Genomic DNA, 17,578 nt, shown 5'->3' with positions numbered 1-17,578 from the left:
GCCTCGGCCCGACGGAGCTAGGCGCCGGGTCGGAAGGGCAGGCTAGGCCGCTGGCAACAACAGGCGTGCGGCGAGGCTCTCCGCGATGGCGGCAAAGGCCAGCGCGCCTTCGCTCTCCGGCTGCTCCGCGACGATCGGGGTGCCGGCATCGGCGGTTTCCCGCACGTCCATGAGGAGCGGGATCTCGCCGAGGAACGGCAGGCCGAGCTTTGACGCTTCTGTGCGCGCCCCGCCATGACCGAAAATCGACGAGCGGTGGCCGCAGTTGGGGCAGCAAAAGACGCTCATATTCTCGATCATGCCCAGGACCGGCACCTCGACCTTCTCGAACATCCGCACGGCTCGGCGCGCGTCGATCAGCGCGATGTCCTGCGGCGTGGAGACGATCACCGCCCCCGTCACCTGCACCTTCTGCGAGAGCGTCAGCTGGATGTCCCCCGTTCCCGGTGGCAGGTCGACGATCAGCACATCCAGCTCGCCCCAGGTGACCTGGCCGAGGAACTGCTGCACAGCGCCCATGATCATCGGGCCGCGCCAGATCATGGCGGAGTCTTCCTCCACCAGGAATCCCATCGACATCGCCTTAAGCCCCCAGGCCTCGATCGGAATGATGCGCTCGGCCCGTACCTCTGGGCGGCGGCTCTCGCCCAGCATGCGGGGCAGGCTCGGCCCGTAGATATCGGCGTCGAGCAGGCCGATGCGCAGCCCCTGCCGGGCCAGGGCCACCGCGAGGTTCACCGCGACGGTGGATTTCCCGACACCGCCCTTTCCCGAGGCGATCGCCACGACGGCACCCACCCCCGGTAGCGGCGCCGGGCGCGATGCCGGGGTGCGGCCATGCGCCGGGCCTTGCGGTGCTGGGCCTTGCGCATGGGCGTGGGCGTGCGGAGCGGGAGCGGCGGCCGCGCGATGAGAGGTCAGCACCACGCTCGCATTGCGCACGCCGGGTAGACGGCCGATGGCGGCCTCCGCCTCACGCCGCAAGCCCTCCATCGCCTTTGCCTGGGCAGGGTCGATTCGCAGCGAAACCTGCACGAGGCCGCCGGCAGCCTTCACTCCCTCCACCATGTCGCTCGAGAGCAAATTGGCTCCGCTGATCGGATTTCGCAGGCCGCCAAGGACCCGCTGAACCGCCTGCGCCATGGCGTCGTCCGGGCTGCTGGGTTCACGGTTTGTCATGGAAAAGACACTCCTGAAGGTGCCGTCGCTTGACGGCCCATACTGGCGCTACGCGCATTGGAGGGGCGATCTGCGGCGATCCGCGGCTTCGGTCCGACGTAACCAGTGCTTGCGTGGCGCTTGGCGTCGTGCTTCCGCAGATGCACAATCATGCCTCCGATCAGGAATGTCCACTTGATGCGCCGCATGCTGCCCCGCGCCGGATCGGCGATCCTTGCGACGCTACTCGCCGCCACCCCGCTCGGCGGCGCGGCGCTACTGCCTCTGCGCCCCGCGACGGCCGCGGAGACTCCGGCGGGCTTCGCCGACCTTTCGGCCCGGCTGCTGCCGTCCGTAGTCAATGTCGCGAGCACGCAGTCCTCCTCCAGCAGCGACAGCGGCGGCTCAGACGGCGCTGGTGCCGGTCCCTCTCAGGACCAGCCTTTGGAGCAAGGGCGGGATCAGCAGGGGTTTGACCCGCCACGGCGCCATCAGGCGGACGCGACTACCTCCAGCTCGGCCTCTTCCTCAGCTGCCCAGTCGCCGCTCGACAAGCGCTTCCAGGATTTCGCGGCTGGGCCGCCGAGCGACTCCCAGGCCGACCAGAAGGGTGGCGTCAAGCTGCAAAGTCTCGGCTCCGGCTTCATTATCGACCCTTCCGGACTGATCGTGACCAATAACCACGTGATCGACGGTGCCGACAGCATCAGCGTCACACTGGCGGACGGGACCTCCCTGCCGGCCGATCTGGTTGGTCGGGATACGCAAATGGACATCGCACTGCTGCGCGTTCATGCCGACCATCCGCTGCCAGCTGTGGCCTTCAGCCGCGCCGCACCCGCCAGGATCGGCGACTGGGTACTCGCGATCGGCAATCCCTATGGTCTCGGCGGCACCGTGACCGCCGGAATCGTGAGCGCGCGCGGCCGGGATATCGACGACTCGAGCAGTGATGACTTCATCCAGACGGATGCGCCGATCAACCGCGGCAATTCGGGTGGCCCGCTCTTCAACATGGACGGCGCGGTGATCGGCATCAACACGGCGATCTACTCCCCTTCGGGCGGCTCGGTCGGCATCGGCTTCGCCATCCCGGCGGAGGAGGTGGCGCCTGTCGTCGAGCAGCTTCATCGCTACGGCAAGCCACGCCGCGGCTGGCTCGGCGCCCAGGTTCAGGAGGTGACGCCCGACATCGCACAGAGCCTCGGCCTGCCGCAGCCGGGCGGCGCCATGGTGGCCTTCGTGCAACCCAACAGCCCAGCGGCGGTGGCCGATCTGCGGGCCGGTGACGTCATTCTTACCTTCGATGGCCATGCGGTCAGCGGCATGCATGCCCTGCCGAGGCTGGTCGCGGAGGTCGCCGTCGGCGCCAAGGCGTCGCTCACCTATTGGCGGGACGGCAAAAGCGAGACTGCGACCGTCGCGATCTCCGATGCCCCTACGCCGCCGTCAACGATCAGCGCGGCGGCCACGCCGCCGCCCAAGCCCAGCACGCTGAGCATCGCGGGCCTCGGCTTTTCCGTCACGGCGATTACCCCGGCGGTGCGGGGCAAGTATTCGGTCCCTGAGAACCACGGCGTCGTCATCGCCGATGTCACTGCCAAGGGACCTGCCGCCCAGGCGGGCCTCTCGGCGGGGGATGTCATCCTGCAATTGGGCGCCGCTCCAGTTGCCCACCCGCAAGACGTCGCGGGACGGATCGATGCCTTGCGGCGAGCGCATCGGGGCGAGATCCTCCTGCTCGTCCAGGGCAGTGACGAGACGCAATGGGTGACCTTGCCCCTCAGTGGCGGAACCTAAGCGCGGGCGCCCGGTCGTTGTTTCTCGCTGTGCCAGGGAGGCGCCCGGCAGGCGGGTGCGATGGCTTCCAAAAAATGAACCTCTCCGTCGCGGTATCCGCGCTTCCCAAGCTCGGCGCTCGGGATCAAACAGCGCCATCGCTTTGCAAAAGGCCGCTGCCGTAATGACAGACCTCTCGCTCGAGCCGCACGGCGACACCGCGGCGCATCTTCGCCAGCTCGAGGATGAGAGCATCCACATCATGCGGGAGGTCATGGCCGAACTGCGAAATCCCGTGATGCTGTATTCGATCGGGAAGGATTCCTCGGTCATGCTGCATCTGGCGCGCAAAGCCTTCTTCCCAGCGCCGATCCCCTTTCCGCTGCTGCATGTCGATACCGGCTGGAAGTTCCGCGAGATGATCGCCTTCCGGGACCGCATGGCCCGCGAGTTCGGTCTCCGCCTCGTCGTCCACCAGAATGCCGAGGGTCGTGCCCGTGGCATCAACCCCTTCGACCATGATGCCGGCACCTATACCCACATCATGAAAACCGTGGCGCTGAAGCAGGCGCTCGATGCTGGCGGCTACGATGCCGCCTTTGGCGGCGCCCGCCGCGACGAGGAAGTCAGCCGTGCCAAGGAGCGCATCTTCTCCGTGCGGTCCGCCGATCACGGCTGGGATCCGAAGAATCAGCGGCCGGAGCTATGGAATCTCTTCAACTGCCGCGTCGCGCGCGGCCAATCGATCCGCGTCTTTCCGCTGTCGAACTGGACTGAGCTCGATATCTGGCAATATATCGAGCTGCATGGCGTGGCGATCCCCGACCTCTATTTCGCCGCGGACCGGCCGGTGGTCGAGCGTGACGGAACGCTCATCGTCGCCGACGACGATCGCTTGCCGCTGCGTCCCGGCGAAAAGCCCGAGATGCGCCGCGTGCGTTTCCGCACGCTCGGCTGTTATCCGCTCACCGGCGCGATCGAATCCGACGCGACGACGCTGGCCGGGATCGTCGCCGAAATGATCGCGACCCGCCGGTCCGAACGCTCCGGCCGCCTCATCGACAAGGATCAGGCTGCGTCCATGGAGCAAAAGAAGCGGGAAGGGTATTTCTGATGGACGCGCTGGCGGATCCGCTTCAGGCGACGCTGCTGCGCTTCCTCACCTGCGGCAGCGTCGATGACGGCAAATCAACCCTCATTGGCCGCATCCTTTTCGACACCAAGCGCATCTTCGAGGATCAGCTCGCCGCCGTCGCCCAGGCCTCGCGCCGCTTCGGAACCGCGGGCGATGAGATCGACCTGGCCCTGGCGCTGGATGGGCTGGAGGCGGAGCGGCAGCAGGGCATCACCATCGATGTCGCCTACCGGTTCTTCGCGACCGCCCGCCGCCGCTTCATCGTGGCCGATACCCCAGGCCATGTGCAGTACACCCGCAACATGGCGACCGGGGCGTCCACCGCAGACCTTGCCGTCATTCTCATCGACGCGCGGCACGGCATCCTCAGCCAGACGCGGCGCCATTCCTTCATCGCGAGCCTGCTTGGTATCCGCCACATCGTGCTGGCCGTGAACAAGATGGATCTGGTCGGCTTCAGCGCCGAACGGTTTCGGGAGATTGCCGAGGCCTACAAGGAATTCGCCGCCACACGCTTCGCCTTCGACGACATCACTGCTATTCCGCTCGCCGCCCGCCACGGCGACAATGTGACGGCGCCGAGCGCCAGGCTGCCCTGGTACCAGGGACCAACGCTGCTCGATCATCTGGAAACGGTGGACGTGACGCCACCGGCGGCCGCCGCGCCCTTTCGCATGCCGGTGCAATGGGTCAATCGCCCGGATTCGAGCTTCCGTGGTTTCGCCGGCACTGTCGTCGCTGGCCGCACGGAGCCCGGTGACACCGTCGCCATCCTGCCGTCCGGCCAGACCACGCGCATTGCTCGCATCGTGAGCATGGACGGCGATCGTCCTGAGGCGAAGGCGGGGGATGCGGTAACGCTGCTCTTCACCGATGAGCGCGATGCCTCGCGTGGCGATGTGATTGCCGCCGCCGCCGCGCGGCCCGAGGTCGCTGACCAATTCGCCGCCGATCTCGTTTGGTTCGATGATGCCGATCTATTCCCCGGCCGTCCGTATTTGCTGAAGATCGGCACCCGCACGGTCTCGGCGCAGATCACCGAGATCAAGCATCGCGTGGATATGGAGTCTCTCGACCAGCTCGCGGCGAAGTCGCTTTCGGCCAATGATGTCGCGGTGGTGAATCTGTCGCTCGCCGAGCCGATCCCGTTCGAATCTTATGCCGAGAACCGCAAGATGGGCGGTTTCATCATCATCGACCGGGTGACGAATGCAACCGCCGGCGCGGGCATGATTCGTTTCGCGCTGCGACGGGCCGCGAATGTGCATTGGCAGGCGATCACCGTCGATCGCGCGACCCGCGCCGCGCAGAAAGGTCAGCAACCGGCCGTGCTGTGGCTGACCGGGCTGTCTGGATCTGGCAAGTCGACGATCGCCAATCTTGTCGAGCAGAAACTTCTGGCGCGCGGCGCGCATACTTATCTGCTCGATGGCGACAATATTCGCCACGGCCTCAATCGCGATCTTGGCTTTACCGAAGTCGATCGCGTGGAAAACATCCGCCGCGTCGCTGAAGTCGCGCGGCTGTTCATGGATGCCGGTTTGATCGTGGTGGTGTCCTTCATCTCGCCCTACCGCGCCGAGCGTCAATTGGCGCGCGAACGGGCAGGGGAGGGCGGCTTCATCGAGATCTTCGTCGATACACCCATCGAGGATTGCCGCCGGCGCGATCCGAAGGGGCTCTACGCCAAGGCGGATGCCGGCACGCTCGTCAACTTCACCGGCGTCGATGCGCCGTATGAGGCGCCCGAAACGCCGGAGTTGCATATCCGCACCGTGGAAACAACGCCGGAGGCGGCGGCGGACACGGTGATCGCGGAGTTGCGGCGGCGGGGAATGATTGGGGGTTAGAGCGTGATGATCTAGTAACGAACCGGGGCCAAAAGATCCGTCATGGCACGCGAAGGCGTGCCATCCACGCCTTGCCTTCGTCACCCACGTGAAGGCGTGGATGCTCGGCCTTCGCCGAGCATGATGTGATGGAATAGGCACGGTTCAGATCAGAGACATTCCGCTCTAGGTCTACGCCAATTCATCGACGCCGCTGCCGCCATTGCCTCAACCCTTCATAGTGAGCACCAGCCGTCCTGTCACACCGCCGCGCCGCAGACGGTCCAGCGCGATACCGGCATCCGCCAGCGGCAAGGTCTCCACATTCGCCAGGATCCCGGCGGTCAGCGCGAGATCCACCGCTTCGCGCAAATCGGCTCGTGTGCCGACATTCGTGCCGATCAGCCGTTTCTCGTTATTCGCCAAGTCGGAAATCGAGATCGAGATCCTGTCCTTCTGCTCACTCGGCAAAGCGATGAAGATCACCGCGCCGCCGGGCGCCACCGCCGCGATGCCTTGCTCGAAAGCCTGGGCGACCGGCGCCACGATGACCGCGGCGCGGATGCCGTTTTCGCCAGCGATGGCCTGCAAGGCGGCCGGAAGCTCCTCATCAGACCCCACCGTCGCCACCGCGCCCAGGCGTGTCGCGAGTTCGAGCTTAGCTGGATCGAGATCGACCGCGATCGGCCGCAGCCCCATGGCACGCGCATACTGCACCGCCATCTGGCCCAGCCCGCCGCAGCCGATGACCGCGACATAGCCGCCGGGCCGCACCGCCGCCTTCTTCAGGCCGCGATAGGTCGTGACCCCAGCACATAGGATCGGCGAGAACCGCGCCGCGTCGATACCTTTCGGCAAGGTCACCACGAAATCGGCGCGCGCGACGATGTGATCGGCATAGCCGCCGTCCCGCGAATAGCCGGTGCCCTCACGCTCGGGGCAGATGGTCTCCTCGCCCTCCAGGCAAGCGCGGCAATGGCCGCAGGCGCCGCCGTTCCAAGCCACACCCACGGTTTCACCGATCGCCGGGACGGTCACTCCCTCGCCGAGAGCGACGACCTCACCCACAACTTCGTGGCCGGGAATAAGCGGCAGACGCGCCGGGCGGCCCCAGTCGCCATCGACGATATGGACGTCGGAATGGCACACTCCGCAGGCGAGAACGCGGATCAGAATCTCGCCGCGTTCGGGCGCTGGAATAGCGTCGCAACCGAGTTCCAACGGCGCGCCCATTGCCGTCATCAGCGCGCGCCTCATTGTCTGGGTCATTGCGCATCGTCCCTGGTTGTGCCGGCCAACCTGAAGGTTCAGGCGCCGCGCCGCAACTCGGGCGAAGGCGTTAGGCGCGAGCTTCGGCGTTCCTTTTGCGGGTCGCCGCCGCTTTCTTGGCGGAAGTCGAACGTTCGGCGGCTGTACGATGCGCGGAGGCGGCGCCACCGGTCTTGCCGCCCTTCTTGGCGGAGACGTGCGTATCAGCTTTGCCCCGGCCGGAGCCGCTCTTGTTGCCGCCGCCGCTTTCTTTGTTCACCGTCGCCCAGGCCCGGCGTTCGGCCTCTTTTTCAGGGACGCCGCGATCCTCGTAACTCTCGGCTATGTGATCGGCCTTGCGATCCTGCTTGTCGGTGTATTTCGATTTGTCGCCGCGTGGCACTGCAACCTCCATCGTCATGCGGATGGGTTGAGATGGCGCGCGAGGCAAGCGCGTCAAGCAGTGCTCGGACCTCTCATAAAACTGCGTCCCAACGAAAAAGGGGCGGCCAATGCCACCCCTCTTCCGATTTCTCTACTCACCCGCGATCGCGGGTGAGGCGCCTAGTTTTCCGGCTGGTGCTGCGGCTCGGATGGCGGCGGGGACTGGCGGCGGTCGGCCATGAACTGGTCGAACTCGGCCTTGTCCTTGGCGAAGCGCAGCCGCTCCAGGAAACCGGAGAAGTCGCGTTGCTCTTCCTCCAGGCGGCGGAGCGTCTGTTCGCGATATTCGTCGAAGGCGCTATTGCCGCTGGATCGTGAGGAGTTGCCGCCGCCGCCGCCACAGCGGCTCTTCCAGCCGGACCACGGCCCAGCCCAGCCGCAGCCTCCGCCACTTTGGTGGCCGCCGTGAGCCCCAAAGGCCCAGCGCCCAACCCGCTTGTTCCAAATGGCGACGAACAGCAAAGCAAGCCCGACCGGCCACCAGACGATAAAGCCCGTGATCGTCGCGGCGATCAGCAGCGGACGCGAGATCGACCAAAGGCCGAAATAGTCGTTAGGCGCGCCATTCCCTCCCCAAGGCCGATCCCCGGGATTGCCCTGATTGCCGCCACCGGGGCCCCAGTTCGGCCCGGTTCCCCAGGATGATTGTCCCATACCGGGGTTGCCAAAGGCCCCTTGGTTCGCAGCGCCAGACATGATGTGGTTCCCATGTGAATGTAAAGCACATTTACATCTAGGCACCGCGCTTTGCCGCCGTCAAGGGTAATGCGCGGATCGCCTAATTGCCGCCGGCCAATCCCAGGCTTTGCAGATAGAGTAGCACACCCGCCTCGAGCAGTTCCTCAGCTGACATCGGCAGCTTCCGGCGCCCGGCATCGGGCCGGCAGAAGAGCGAGGCGATGCCGTGGGACATCGCCCATACGTGCAGCGCCACCATGAGCGCCGGTGGCCGCCCTCTACCGGGCGCCGCTTCGGTCAGGGTGTCGGCGGCATCGCGCAGTACTGCGAAAGCGCGATCGCTGGCGGCGAGCAGACCCGGATGCGCCTCTGCATCCACACGAGCCTCGAACATGGCCGCGTAATAAGCGGGCTCGGAACGGGCGAAGGCGAGATAGGCCCGGCCAAGATTCTCGAAAGCCTGGATCAGTTCCGGCTTTCCGCCATTCCACGCCTGGGTCAGCGCAGTTGCCAGGCTCTCGAACCCCCGCAACGCAACTTCGGCCAGAAGTGCCTCGGCGTCACGGAAATGCCGATAGGGCGCGCCAGGGCTGACGCCTGCCCGGCGCGCCGCCTCGGCAATGGTCAGGCCGGCCGGCCCTGTTTCGCCAATCAGCGCCAGGGCGGCTTCCACCAGCGCCTCGCGCAGGTTGCCGTGGTGGTAGCCCCGCCGCTGTCCGGACCAACTCATGCGGGTGGATTAGCCCATGTGAGTCGGTTTTACATCACCCGGCGGTGCCGGTCGGTCATTCCTCCTTGAATCCGTATTCCGGCAGACCCTGTTCGCTCTCGTAATATTTATACGGGAGGAATTTGCCGGACATGGTGAGCTGCACTCGGTCGCCCTTCGGATTGGCCAGCCGCTCGAGCCGGAGATCGAAGTCGATCGCGGACATGATGCCGTCGCCGAACTCCTCCTCGATCAGGGCTTTCCAGGCCGGCCCATTGACCATCACCATCTCGTAGAAGCGATAGAGCAGCGGATCGGTCGGCGGCATCGGCATGCCGCGCATCGGAATCTCGTTGAGCATCCGCTGCTCGACCTCGCTCAACCCAAACAAAGTCGCGGCCTTGGCGGCCAGCGGTTTCGTCAGCTTCATCTGGCCGAGCAGCGCCCCCACGACGAGAACGGGCGACATGCCGCCGATCTCCTCCGTGATATGCTTCCACGTCCAGTCCCGCTCGCGCTTGATGTCGAGAATCTTTTCGGTGAGTTCCTCGCGTTTGATGACCGGTCTCCTCAGGATGTTTGTGTGCCTGGACTTTGCGCGGGCCATCCGCTGGCGACAAGGGAGGCGGCGAAGATGACATCCCACCGTGGCATTGCGAAAACTGCAGCGAGCATTTCGAGGTTGATGTAAGGCTCGCTGGTCGATCTTCTGACTGTGGCGCCGTTGGATGCATACGCGGCGGAGTTCCGAACCGAGATGGGCGAAACCCGTCCGCAACCGAGGAAACGAAGCCATGAGCGACACCCAGACACGAGCTGTCCCGCATAGCCTGGGCTGCACCTGTGGCACCCGAGGGGCCACGCTTTCCGCCGATGGCGCCTGGCTCACCCCGAGGCAGGTCTTCGCCGCATCACGGCACATCGTCGAGACGATCCGCGCCGCGGCCGCGAAAGCAACGATCACCGTCCATCGGCTGAGAGGCCAGGTGAGCGTCCTCGAAGGTTCCGGTGGCAATGTTGCCGTGCTGGTGGCGCCCGATGGCAAGCTGCTGGTGGATGCCGGCATCGGCGTTTCTCAACCGATGATGGCGGAGGCGTTGGCCACGCTCGGTGACGCACCAATTCGGCAATTGATCAATACGCATTGGCATTTCGACCATTCGGACGGCAATGCCTGGGTGAATGCGGCCGGCGCCTCCATTCTCGCTCACGAGAACACCCGCACGCGACTGAGTTCCGCCCAGCATGTGGAGGATTGGCACACCGATTTCCCGGCTCCCCCCGCGGGCGCCCTTCCTTCCGATGTCTTCACCACGGAGCGCAGCGTTGATTTCGGCGGCACGGCGATCGCGCTGAAATACTACGGCCCGGCCCATACCGACGGCGACATCTCCGCGACTTTCGGCGAGGCCGATATCCTCCACACCGGCGATACCTTCTGGAACGGTATTTACCCATTCATTGACTACTCCACCGGCGGTAGCATCGACGGTTCGATTCGCGCGGTGGAGGAGAACCTGGCGATGACCCGCGACAGCACGATCATCATTCCCGGCCATGGTCCCATCGGCAACCGGGCACAGCTTGCCGACTACCGCGACATGCTGGTCGCGATCCGCGAGAATGTCGCGACGTTGAAACGCCAAGGCAGATCGCTGGACGACATCGTGGCCGCCAAACCCACGGCGGCCTTCGATGCGAAATGGGGTCAGTTCGTCATCGACCCCATCTTCTTCACCGAGCTGGTTCATGAAGGTGTCTGACGCTGCGATACGCCCGGATTCAACGAACGCGCGACGCGAGGAAATGATGTGATGGCCGAACTGGAACACTACGACATCCTGGTGCTGGGCGGTGGCAAGGCCGGCAAGACGCTGGCGATGGACCAGGCGAAAGCAGGGCGGAAGGTCGCGCTCGTTGAAGTCGGCATGATCGGCGGCGCCTGCATCAATATCGCCTGCATCCCGACCAAGACTCTGGTGCGGAGCGCTCAGATCGCTGATCTCGTCCGGCACAGCGCCACCTTCGGTGTCGCTACCACCGCGCCGACCATCGACATGGCGCGCGTGGCCCTCAGGACTGCCGAAATCGTGGCCGGGATGGTCGAGTATAATCTGCACGCGTTCCAAGCGAGTGGCCTTGACCTGGTGCTTGGCTGGGGCCGCTTCGTCGAGCCTCGCGTGATTGAGGTAACATCAGAAACCGGCGTGCGGCGGCTGACGGGCTCGCGGATCTACCTCGATCTCGGCACCCGTGCTGCCATTCCCAATCTTCCCGGCCTGGCCGAGGCGATGCCGCTCACCCACGTCGAGGCTCTCAAGCTCGAAGTTCTTCCGCGCCGGCTGGTGGTCCTTGGCGGCGGTTACATCGGTATGGAGATGGCGCAGGCTTTCCGGCGACTGGGCAGCGAAGTGGTGGTCATCCAGAACGGCCCGCGGCTGGCCCCGCGCGAGGATGACGATTTTGCTGCCGCCATCCACGATTTGTTCAAGGAAGACGGCATCGAGGTGGTGCTGGGGGCGGGCGACTACCGTGTCGAGGGCCGCTCCGGCGAGCAGGTGACCGTCAGCCTCAGCGACGGGCGAAGCTTTGACGGCTCGCATCTTCTGGTGGCGGCGGGCCGGGTGCCGACCACGGCGGATATCGGCCTCGATCTCGCTGGCGTCGCGCTGGACGCCAAGGGCTTCATCAAGGTCGATGAAAAGCTGCGGACGACCGCGCCTGACATCTGGGCCATGGGCGAGGCCGCTGGCAGCCCGATGTTCACCCATGTGGCACTGGATGACTACCGCGTCGCGAAAAGCGATATCACCGGCGGCGACCGCACAACCACCGGCCGGCTCATTCCATACTGCGTCTTCATCGACCCGGAATTCGCCCGCGTGGGACTAAGCGAAAAAGAGGCGCGCGCCGCTGGCACAGACTATCGGTTGGCGACGATGCCGATGGATGTCATTCCCCGCGCGCGCACGCTCTCGGAACGCAAGGGATTCATGAAGGCTCTGGTTGCGGAGGACGACAGCATTCTTGGCTTCGCGATGCTTGGAGCTCATGCGGGCGAGGTGATGCCCGTCGTGCAGATGACGATGCTCGGTGGTCTGCCCTTTACGGCATTGCGAGACGGCATAATCGCCCATCCGACGATCGCGGAAGGGTTGAACATGCTGTTCTCGCATCTTAGCAAGCCAGAGGCCGCGTAGCGTCGAGCGACGCAACACCGCTAGGCACTGCGATGATCAGTGAACGCGCTCGACCGCGATGGCCGTAGCCTCGCCACCCCCAATGCAAAGTGCCGCCACGCCGCGCTTGAGGTCGTGACGCTCCAGCGCGTGCAGCAATGTCACGATGAGGCGGGCACCGGTCGCACCGATCGGATGGCCGAGAGCGCAGGCGCCGCCATTGACGTTGACGCGGTCGCGCGGAATGTCGAGGTCGCGCTGCGCCGCCATGGCGACAACCGCGAAAGCCTCGTTGATCTCGAAAAGATCGACGTCATTGATGCTCCAGCCCGTCTTGGCGAGCAGCTTACGGATCGCCGGTATCGGCGCCGTTGTGAACCAGGCGGGTTCCTGCGCATGCGTGGCATGCGCCTTGATTTCGGCCAGGATCGGCAGCCCCTCGCGCTCGGCGATCGAGCGTCGCGTCAGGATGAGCGCGGCCGCGCCATCCGCATTGGCGGATGAGCTTGCGGCGGTGATCGTGCCATCAGCCCGGAAGGCGGGCTTCAACAACGGGATTTTCTCCGGCGAGACTTTCAGCGCATGTTCGTCATTCTCGACGAGCCTGTCTCCGCCTTTCGCCGGAACGGAAATCGAGGTGATCTCCGCGCGAAAAGCTCCGCTGTCGATTGCATTGCGCGCTCTCGTCAGGGTTTCGATCGCGAAGGCGTCCTGGTCGTCGCGGGTGAACTGATAGGCCTGGGCGGCCGCCTCGCCGAAATCGCCCATGGAGCGGCCTTTCTCGTAGGCGTCCTCCAATCCGTCGAGCATCATGTGGTCGAAGATGCGGTCATGCCCGACCTGATAGCCGCCACGCGCCTTGGCGAGCAGATAGGGCGCATTCGACATCGACTCCATGCCGCCCGCCACAAGGATATCGGCAGAGCCCGCTGTGATCAGGTCATGTGCCAGCATCGCCGCCTTCATGCCGGAACCGCAGACTTTGTTGACCGTCGTAGCGCCTGTCGCATCCGGCAGGCCGGCGCCGCGCGCCGCCTGCCGTGCCGGTGCCTGCCCCTGACCCGCCGGCAGCACGCAACCGAATAAAACTTCATCGATGCGCTCCGGCGCAAGTCCAGCCCGCTCCAGCGCCGACCGGATCACATGCGCGCCCAAGGTCGGCGCCGGGATCGCCGCGAGATCTCCCTGGAAGCGACCGAGCGGCGTGCGGGTCGCGGAAACAATGACGATCGGATCAGCGACAGGCATGGGATTTCCTGGCTCCTTGTCGCCTATGCCGCTGCCAGACCACGTGTGCGCAACAGGGCCTCGGTGCTTGGCGCGCGCCCACGGAAGGCGGCGTAAAGCTCCATCGGATCGCGGGTGTCACCCGCGCTTAGCAAGACTCGCAGGCGAGCCGCGGTCGCGGGATCGAACGGGTTTCCGGCCTCCTTGAATGCCTCGAAGCCGTCGGCATCGAGCACTTCCGCCCAGAGGTAGGAGTAGTAACCCGCCGCATAGCCTCCGCCCGAAAACAGATGCTGGAAATGCGGTGGCCGGTGGCGGATGCCGATCTCCGGCGGCATGCCGATGCCCGCGAGAAACTCCGCCTCGAAGGCTTCGACGCGGATCGTTTCAGGCGCCGGATGGCTGTGCATCGCCATGTCGATCAGCGCGGCGGCGGTATATTCGACCGTGCCGAATCCCTGATTGAAGTCACGCGCCGCAAGCAGTTTCGCCACAAGTTCCGGCGGCACCGGCGCACCGGTCTCGTGGTGCAAGGCGTAGCGGCCCAGTGTCTCCGGCAGCGCGATCCAATGCTCGTAGATCTGCGACGGCAACTCGACGAAGTCGCGGCGCACGGAGGTGCCGGATTGACCCGGATAACGCACCTTGCTCAGCAAGCCATGCAGCGCGTGGCCGAATTCGTGGAACAATGTCTCGGCATCGTCGAAGCTCAGCAACGTGGGCTCCGACTTCGCGAAGTTATTGTTGTTGACGATGATCGGCGAAATTTCGCCGTCGAGCGTCTCCTGATCGCGGTAGCTGCTCATCCAGGCGCCGGACTGCTTGTCGCTGCGCGCATAATGATCCGCGAGGAATACGCCGACATGGCCTGTCGCGTCGCGCACCTCAAAGGCATGCACATCGGGGTGATAGGTCGGGACATCCGGGCGCGGCGTGAAGGTGACGCCGAACAGTCGCGTCGCGGTATCGAAAGCCGCGCTCTGGATATTCTCCAGCACGAAATACGGCTTGATCTCCGTCTCATCCACCGCGTAGTCGGCTCGGCGCACCTTCTCGGCGTAGTAGCGCCAGTCCCAGGGTGCGAGGGCGCCGTTGAAGCCCTCGGTTCGTGCCACCGCCAGCAGCCGGTCGCGCTCGGTTGCCGCCACGCGCTTCGCCGGTTGCCAGACCTCCGCCAGCAGCCCCTCCGCCGCCGATGGAGTGCCGGCCATGCTGTCGGCGAGGCGAAATGCGGCGAAGCTCGGATAGCCGAGGAGCCGCGCGCGCTCGTGGCGGAGCGCCAGGATCTCCGGGATCAGGACGCGGTTGTCATGTGCGCCGGGATGCGTGCCTCGGGCGATCCAGGCTTCGTAAGCCGTCTGTCGCAGGTCGCGGCGGTCCGAGAAGGTCAGGAACGGATCGATCAGCGAGCGCGATAGGGTGACGATATAGCCATCCATCCCGCGCTCCGCCGCCGCCTGCTTCGCGCCAGCGCGGACGAAATCCGGGAGGCCTGCAAGATCAGTCTCGATTAGCGGTAGCTGCCAGGCTTTTTCGTCATGCAGCACGTTCTGGCCGAATTCAGTGTGCAGCACGGCGAGGCGCTCCGAGATCTCCGTCATCCGCGCCTTCTCAGCCGGCGCCAGCGCGGCGCCACTGCGGACAAAACCCAGATGCGTGCGGTCGAGCAATCGCCGCTGGTCCTCGGTCAGATCCAAGGTCTCGCGCTTGCTGTGCAGAGCATCGACGCGGCTGAAAACTGCGGGGTCGAGCGACACTTGCATGCCGTGCTGTGCCAGCTTTGGCGACATCTCGCGATCCAGCGCTTCCAGCGCTTCGCCGCCCTGGCTCGCCACGAGATTTCCGAACACGCTGCCGACCCGCGCCAGCGTCCGGCCGCTGCGCTCCAAGGCCTCGATCGTATTGGCGAAACTCGGAGGCGCAGCGGAAGCGCCGATCGCCGCAATCTCGGCAAGGTGCTCGGTCATGGCCACGCCGAAAGCTGGCGCGAAGTGCTCCGGCTTGATGAGGTCGAAGGGCGGAACGCCGAAGGGCGTGGTCCAGGAAGCGAGGAGTGGATTGCTGGTGTTCATGGGCGCAGGGGATGCAGAAGCCGGGAAGGAGGTCAAGCGACGTTGAATGACGCGCGTGGGCGGCCACATGCCGCTAGCCGAACCCTGGTTCGGGCAATTCAAGGAAACATGAATATGGCGGATGACGACGAAGCCTCCTCCACTGACGCCGAGGCGGGGAAGCATTCACAAGCCAGGCAACTCGCCGAGAAGGCCCTCCGCGCCGAAGCCGCTGGCAACCAGGATGAGGCGGACACCCTGTTCGCCGAAGCCAACCGCATCGACCCATCGGCGGTGGAAGCGGCACTGAGTGACGCGGGCGGCGACTACCGGGCGGCGGTCGAACCGGCCGGGAATGATGAGGAGGTCGCTCGCATGTCGCGGGAGATCAGGCCGGGGTCTGCGGCACCGAGCCGCGCCGGCATCACCAATTCCGGAAGCGGAGCGGACGGGGAATAGCCCGCCGGGCCTTCTGCGAAGACGCGGCCTCTGCGAGGGTGCGACATCCGACACCAACTCCACACCACCAGTCTGAGGTCCGAGATGAGCGAACTGTTCCAACCCTGGCGCCTGGGTGCGCTTGAACTCGTCAACCGCGTCGTGATCGCGCCGATGTGCCAGTATTCGGCCGAGGACGGGGTCGCGAATGATTGGCACATGATCCATCTCGGCCACCTTGCATTGTCGGGCGCCGGGCTGCTGATCACTGAGGCGACGGCGGTCTCGGCTGAGGGGCGGATCTCCCCGCGCGACCTCGGGCTCTATTCGGATGCGGCCGAGGCGGGGCTGGGGCGGGTGCTCGCGGCGATCCGGCGGTATTCGCCGATCGCGGTGGCGGTGCAGCTCGCGCATGCTGGGCGCAAAGCGTCGTTCCAGGTACCCTGGGAAGGCGGCGCGCAGATCACGCCCGACGCGCCGGACGGCTGGGACGCCGAGGCGCCCTCGGCGGTGCCGCAAGTGGATGGCGGCGTCGCACCCTTGAAGCTCGACCGCGCCGGTATGGACCGGGTGCGAGAAGACTTTGTCGCCACAGCGCGCAGAGCCGCGCGGCTGGGGGTGGACGGGATCGAACTCCATGGCGCGCATGGCTATCTGCTGCACGAGTTCCTCTCCCCCATCTCCAACCAGCGGGACGACGAGTATGGCGGCAGCCTCGCTAACCGGATGCGTTTTCCGCTGGAGATCTTTGACGCGGTGAGGGCGGCTTTCCCAGCCGAACGGCCAGTTTGGATGCGGGTCTCCGCGACCGACTGGGTGCCGGAAGGCTGGGATATCGAGGGCACGGTAGAGCTGGCAAAGGCACTGAAGGCGAGGGGCTGCGCCGCGATCCACGTCTCCAGCGGCGGCATCTCGAACAAACAACAGATCCCACTGACGCCAGGCTATCAGGTGCCATTCGCGCGCCGGGTAAAGGCGGAGGTAGGGTTGCCGACGATCGCGGTCGGGCTGATCACCGAAGCCAACCAGGCGGAGGCGATCATCGCCGGCGGTGATGCGGATGCGGTGTCGCTGGCGCGGGCGATGCTCTACGACCCGCGCTGGCCCTGGCACGCCGCCGCAACCCTCGGCGCGCATGTCTCGGCTCCGCCGCAATATCTGCGCTCCCAGCCCCACGGCCTGCGCGATTTGTTCAAACTGGGGAAGGGATAGAGACCTCGAAACGCCTGAGGCGTTGCCCGACGGACAATCGCCCGCCGACCTGCTAACCTCTCAGCATCATGCCCAGCCTTTGCCGATCCTGCGATGCGGTGGCAGACCGACCATCGGGCGCTTGTGCCCGCTGTGGATCGCGAGCGATCGTCTCCCACGCGGAGCTGTTCACGCTCACGATCGGTCACATCGATTGCGACGCCTTCTACGCGAGCGTCGAGAAGCGGGACCGGCCGGAGCTGGCGGCGAAGCCCCTCATCGTCGGTGGCGGACAGCGCGGGGTAGTGACGACCGCCTGCTATATCGCGCGCATCTCCGGCGTGCGTTCGGCCATGCCGATGTTCAAGGCGCTGAAGCTTTGCCCCGAAGCGGTGGTGATCCGCCCGGACATGGCGAAATACGTTCACGAATCCCGCCGCATCCGCGCGCTGATGCGCGACCTCACGCCGCTGGTCGAACCGCTTTCGATCGACGAGGCGGCGCTCGACATG

The 17,578-nt window shown here is 65.5% G+C and carries 15 protein-coding genes and 1 pseudogene; 8 read left to right on the top strand and 8 right to left on the bottom strand.

The annotated features are described in order from the left end of the window. Positions 1-42: 42 nt before the first annotated feature. On the bottom strand, positions 43-1,179 hold the full coding sequence (locus GSQ83_RS10495) for an Mrp/NBP35 family ATP-binding protein (protein ID WP_158802845.1): 1,137 nt from the start codon (positions 1,177-1,179) through the stop codon (positions 43-45). A gap of 177 nt (positions 1,180-1,356) precedes the next feature. On the opposite strand from GSQ83_RS10495, the gene GSQ83_RS10490 reads away from it, so the two are divergent. The 3 genes from GSQ83_RS10490 (at position 1,357) to cysN (ending at position 5,922) form a co-directional block, all read left to right on the top strand. Continuing rightward, entirely contained in the window at positions 1,357-2,958 is a 1,602-nt protein-coding gene (locus GSQ83_RS10490; protein ID WP_159013361.1) for a Do family serine endopeptidase, read from the top strand. Positions 2,959-3,121: 163 nt separating this feature from the next. After that, complete coding sequence (cysD, locus tag GSQ83_RS10485; RefSeq protein WP_158802843.1) at positions 3,122-4,051, top strand: sulfate adenylyltransferase subunit CysD; 930 nt, start codon at positions 3,122-3,124, stop codon at positions 4,049-4,051. Then, the gene (gene cysN, locus GSQ83_RS10480; protein ID WP_158802842.1) at positions 4,051-5,922 is read left to right on the top strand and encodes a sulfate adenylyltransferase subunit CysN; all 1,872 of its coding nucleotides are present in this window, start codon (positions 4,051-4,053) and stop codon (positions 5,920-5,922) included. The genes cysD and cysN overlap by 1 nt, the downstream gene beginning before the upstream one ends. Before the next feature lie 207 nt (positions 5,923-6,129). Here cysN and GSQ83_RS10475 read toward each other — a convergent pair whose 3' ends face one another. The 5 genes from GSQ83_RS10475 to cynS form a co-directional block, all read right to left on the bottom strand. After that, positions 6,130-7,170: an alcohol dehydrogenase catalytic domain-containing protein gene (locus GSQ83_RS10475; protein ID WP_158802841.1), complete on the bottom strand. Its 1,041-nt coding sequence runs from the start codon at positions 7,168-7,170 to the stop codon at positions 6,130-6,132. A gap of 70 nt (positions 7,171-7,240) precedes the next feature. Continuing rightward, positions 7,241-7,552 carry a plasmid stabilization protein gene (locus GSQ83_RS10470; protein WP_158802840.1) on the bottom strand — a complete coding sequence of 104 codons (312 nt, stop codon included), beginning with the start codon at positions 7,550-7,552 and terminating at the stop codon, positions 7,241-7,243. Positions 7,553-7,713: 161 nt separating this feature from the next. Then, positions 7,714-8,289, bottom strand: coding sequence for a DUF2852 domain-containing protein (locus GSQ83_RS10465; protein WP_216850034.1), 576 nt, complete (start codon positions 8,287-8,289; stop codon positions 7,714-7,716). 82 nt (positions 8,290-8,371) lie between these two features. Beyond that, positions 8,372-9,001, bottom strand: a complete 630-nt coding sequence (locus GSQ83_RS10460; protein WP_158802839.1) for a TetR/AcrR family transcriptional regulator — start codon at positions 8,999-9,001, stop codon at positions 8,372-8,374. Positions 9,002-9,056: 55 nt separating this feature from the next. Continuing rightward, positions 9,057-9,587 carry a cyanase gene (cynS, locus tag GSQ83_RS10455; RefSeq protein ID WP_254065607.1) on the bottom strand — a complete coding sequence of 177 codons (531 nt, stop codon included), beginning with the start codon at positions 9,585-9,587 and terminating at the stop codon, positions 9,057-9,059. 187 nt (positions 9,588-9,774) lie between these two features. Here cynS and GSQ83_RS10450 point away from each other — a divergent pair, with 187 nt between their 5' ends. Both GSQ83_RS10450 and GSQ83_RS10445 read left to right on the top strand, forming a co-directional pair. Then, complete coding sequence (locus tag GSQ83_RS10450) at positions 9,775-10,743, top strand: MBL fold metallo-hydrolase (protein WP_158802838.1); 969 nt, start codon at positions 9,775-9,777, stop codon at positions 10,741-10,743. A gap of 51 nt (positions 10,744-10,794) precedes the next feature. Continuing rightward, on the top strand, positions 10,795-12,180 hold the full coding sequence (locus tag GSQ83_RS10445) for an FAD-dependent oxidoreductase (protein ID WP_158802837.1): 1,386 nt from the start codon (positions 10,795-10,797) through the stop codon (positions 12,178-12,180). A 36-nt stretch (positions 12,181-12,216) separates the two neighbouring features. On the opposite strand, the gene GSQ83_RS10440 is transcribed toward GSQ83_RS10445, so the two are convergent. Together GSQ83_RS10440 and GSQ83_RS10435 are read right to left on the bottom strand one after the other, a co-directional pair. Continuing rightward, positions 12,217-13,407, bottom strand: a complete 1,191-nt coding sequence (locus tag GSQ83_RS10440; RefSeq protein WP_158802836.1) for an acetyl-CoA C-acyltransferase — start codon at positions 13,405-13,407, stop codon at positions 12,217-12,219. A gap of 23 nt (positions 13,408-13,430) precedes the next feature. After that, positions 13,431-15,458, bottom strand: coding sequence for a M3 family metallopeptidase (locus GSQ83_RS10435; protein WP_158802835.1), 2,028 nt, complete (start codon positions 15,456-15,458; stop codon positions 13,431-13,433). Between the two features lie 114 nt (positions 15,459-15,572). Between GSQ83_RS10435 and GSQ83_RS10430 the strand changes: the two genes are divergently transcribed. The 3 genes and pseudogenes from GSQ83_RS10430 to GSQ83_RS30465 form a co-directional block, all read left to right on the top strand. Further along, on the top strand, positions 15,573-15,896 hold the full coding sequence (locus GSQ83_RS10430) for a hypothetical protein (RefSeq protein ID WP_254065606.1): 324 nt from the start codon (positions 15,573-15,575) through the stop codon (positions 15,894-15,896). 84 nt (positions 15,897-15,980) lie between these two features. After that, on the top strand, positions 15,981-17,087 hold the full coding sequence (locus tag GSQ83_RS10425) for an NADH:flavin oxidoreductase/NADH oxidase (RefSeq protein ID WP_158802834.1): 1,107 nt from the start codon (positions 15,981-15,983) through the stop codon (positions 17,085-17,087). Between the two features lie 68 nt (positions 17,088-17,155). Beyond that, positions 17,156-17,578: pseudogene (locus GSQ83_RS30465) on the top strand (DNA polymerase IV); the annotation flags it as partial.

Origin of the sequence: Acidisoma sp. L85 (assembly GCF_009765865.1) — a bacterium.
Taxonomy (GTDB): domain Bacteria; phylum Pseudomonadota; class Alphaproteobacteria; order Acetobacterales; family Acetobacteraceae; genus Acidisoma.
The sequence above is the reverse complement of the archived record's forward strand: the minus strand, read 5'-3'. Positions and strand labels throughout refer to the sequence as shown.

Excerpts from the sequence above, each read along its gene's own strand:
- GSQ83_RS10425 (WP_158802834.1), top strand. The coding sequence starts at position 15,981 with ATGAGCGAACTGTTCCAACCCTGGCGCCTGGGTGCGCTTGAACTCGTC.
- cysD (WP_158802843.1), top strand. The coding sequence starts at position 3,122 with ATGACAGACCTCTCGCTCGAGCCGCACGGCGACACCGCGGCGCATCTT.
- GSQ83_RS10450 (WP_158802838.1), top strand. The coding sequence starts at position 9,775 with ATGAGCGACACCCAGACACGAGCTGTCCCGCATAGCCTGGGCTGCACC.
- GSQ83_RS10440 (WP_158802836.1), bottom strand. The coding sequence starts at position 13,407 with ATGCCTGTCGCTGATCCGATCGTCATTGTTTCCGCGACCCGCACGCCG.
- GSQ83_RS10490 (WP_159013361.1), top strand. The coding sequence starts at position 1,357 with ATGCGCCGCATGCTGCCCCGCGCCGGATCGGCGATCCTTGCGACGCTA.
- GSQ83_RS10465 (WP_216850034.1), bottom strand. The coding sequence starts at position 8,289 with ATGTCTGGCGCTGCGAACCAAGGGGCCTTTGGCAACCCCGGTATGGGA.
- cysN (WP_158802842.1), top strand. The coding sequence starts at position 4,051 with ATGGACGCGCTGGCGGATCCGCTTCAGGCGACGCTGCTGCGCTTCCTC.
- GSQ83_RS10495 (WP_158802845.1), bottom strand. The coding sequence starts at position 1,179 with ATGACAAACCGTGAACCCAGCAGCCCGGACGACGCCATGGCGCAGGCG.
- cynS (WP_254065607.1), bottom strand. The coding sequence starts at position 9,587 with ATGGCCCGCGCAAAGTCCAGGCACACAAACATCCTGAGGAGACCGGTC.
- GSQ83_RS10445 (WP_158802837.1), top strand. The coding sequence starts at position 10,795 with ATGGCCGAACTGGAACACTACGACATCCTGGTGCTGGGCGGTGGCAAG.
- GSQ83_RS10430 (WP_254065606.1), top strand. The coding sequence starts at position 15,573 with ATGGCGGATGACGACGAAGCCTCCTCCACTGACGCCGAGGCGGGGAAG.
- GSQ83_RS10460 (WP_158802839.1), bottom strand. The coding sequence starts at position 9,001 with ATGAGTTGGTCCGGACAGCGGCGGGGCTACCACCACGGCAACCTGCGC.
- GSQ83_RS10475 (WP_158802841.1), bottom strand. The coding sequence starts at position 7,170 with ATGACCCAGACAATGAGGCGCGCGCTGATGACGGCAATGGGCGCGCCG.
- GSQ83_RS10435 (WP_158802835.1), bottom strand. The coding sequence starts at position 15,458 with ATGAACACCAGCAATCCACTCCTCGCTTCCTGGACCACGCCCTTCGGC.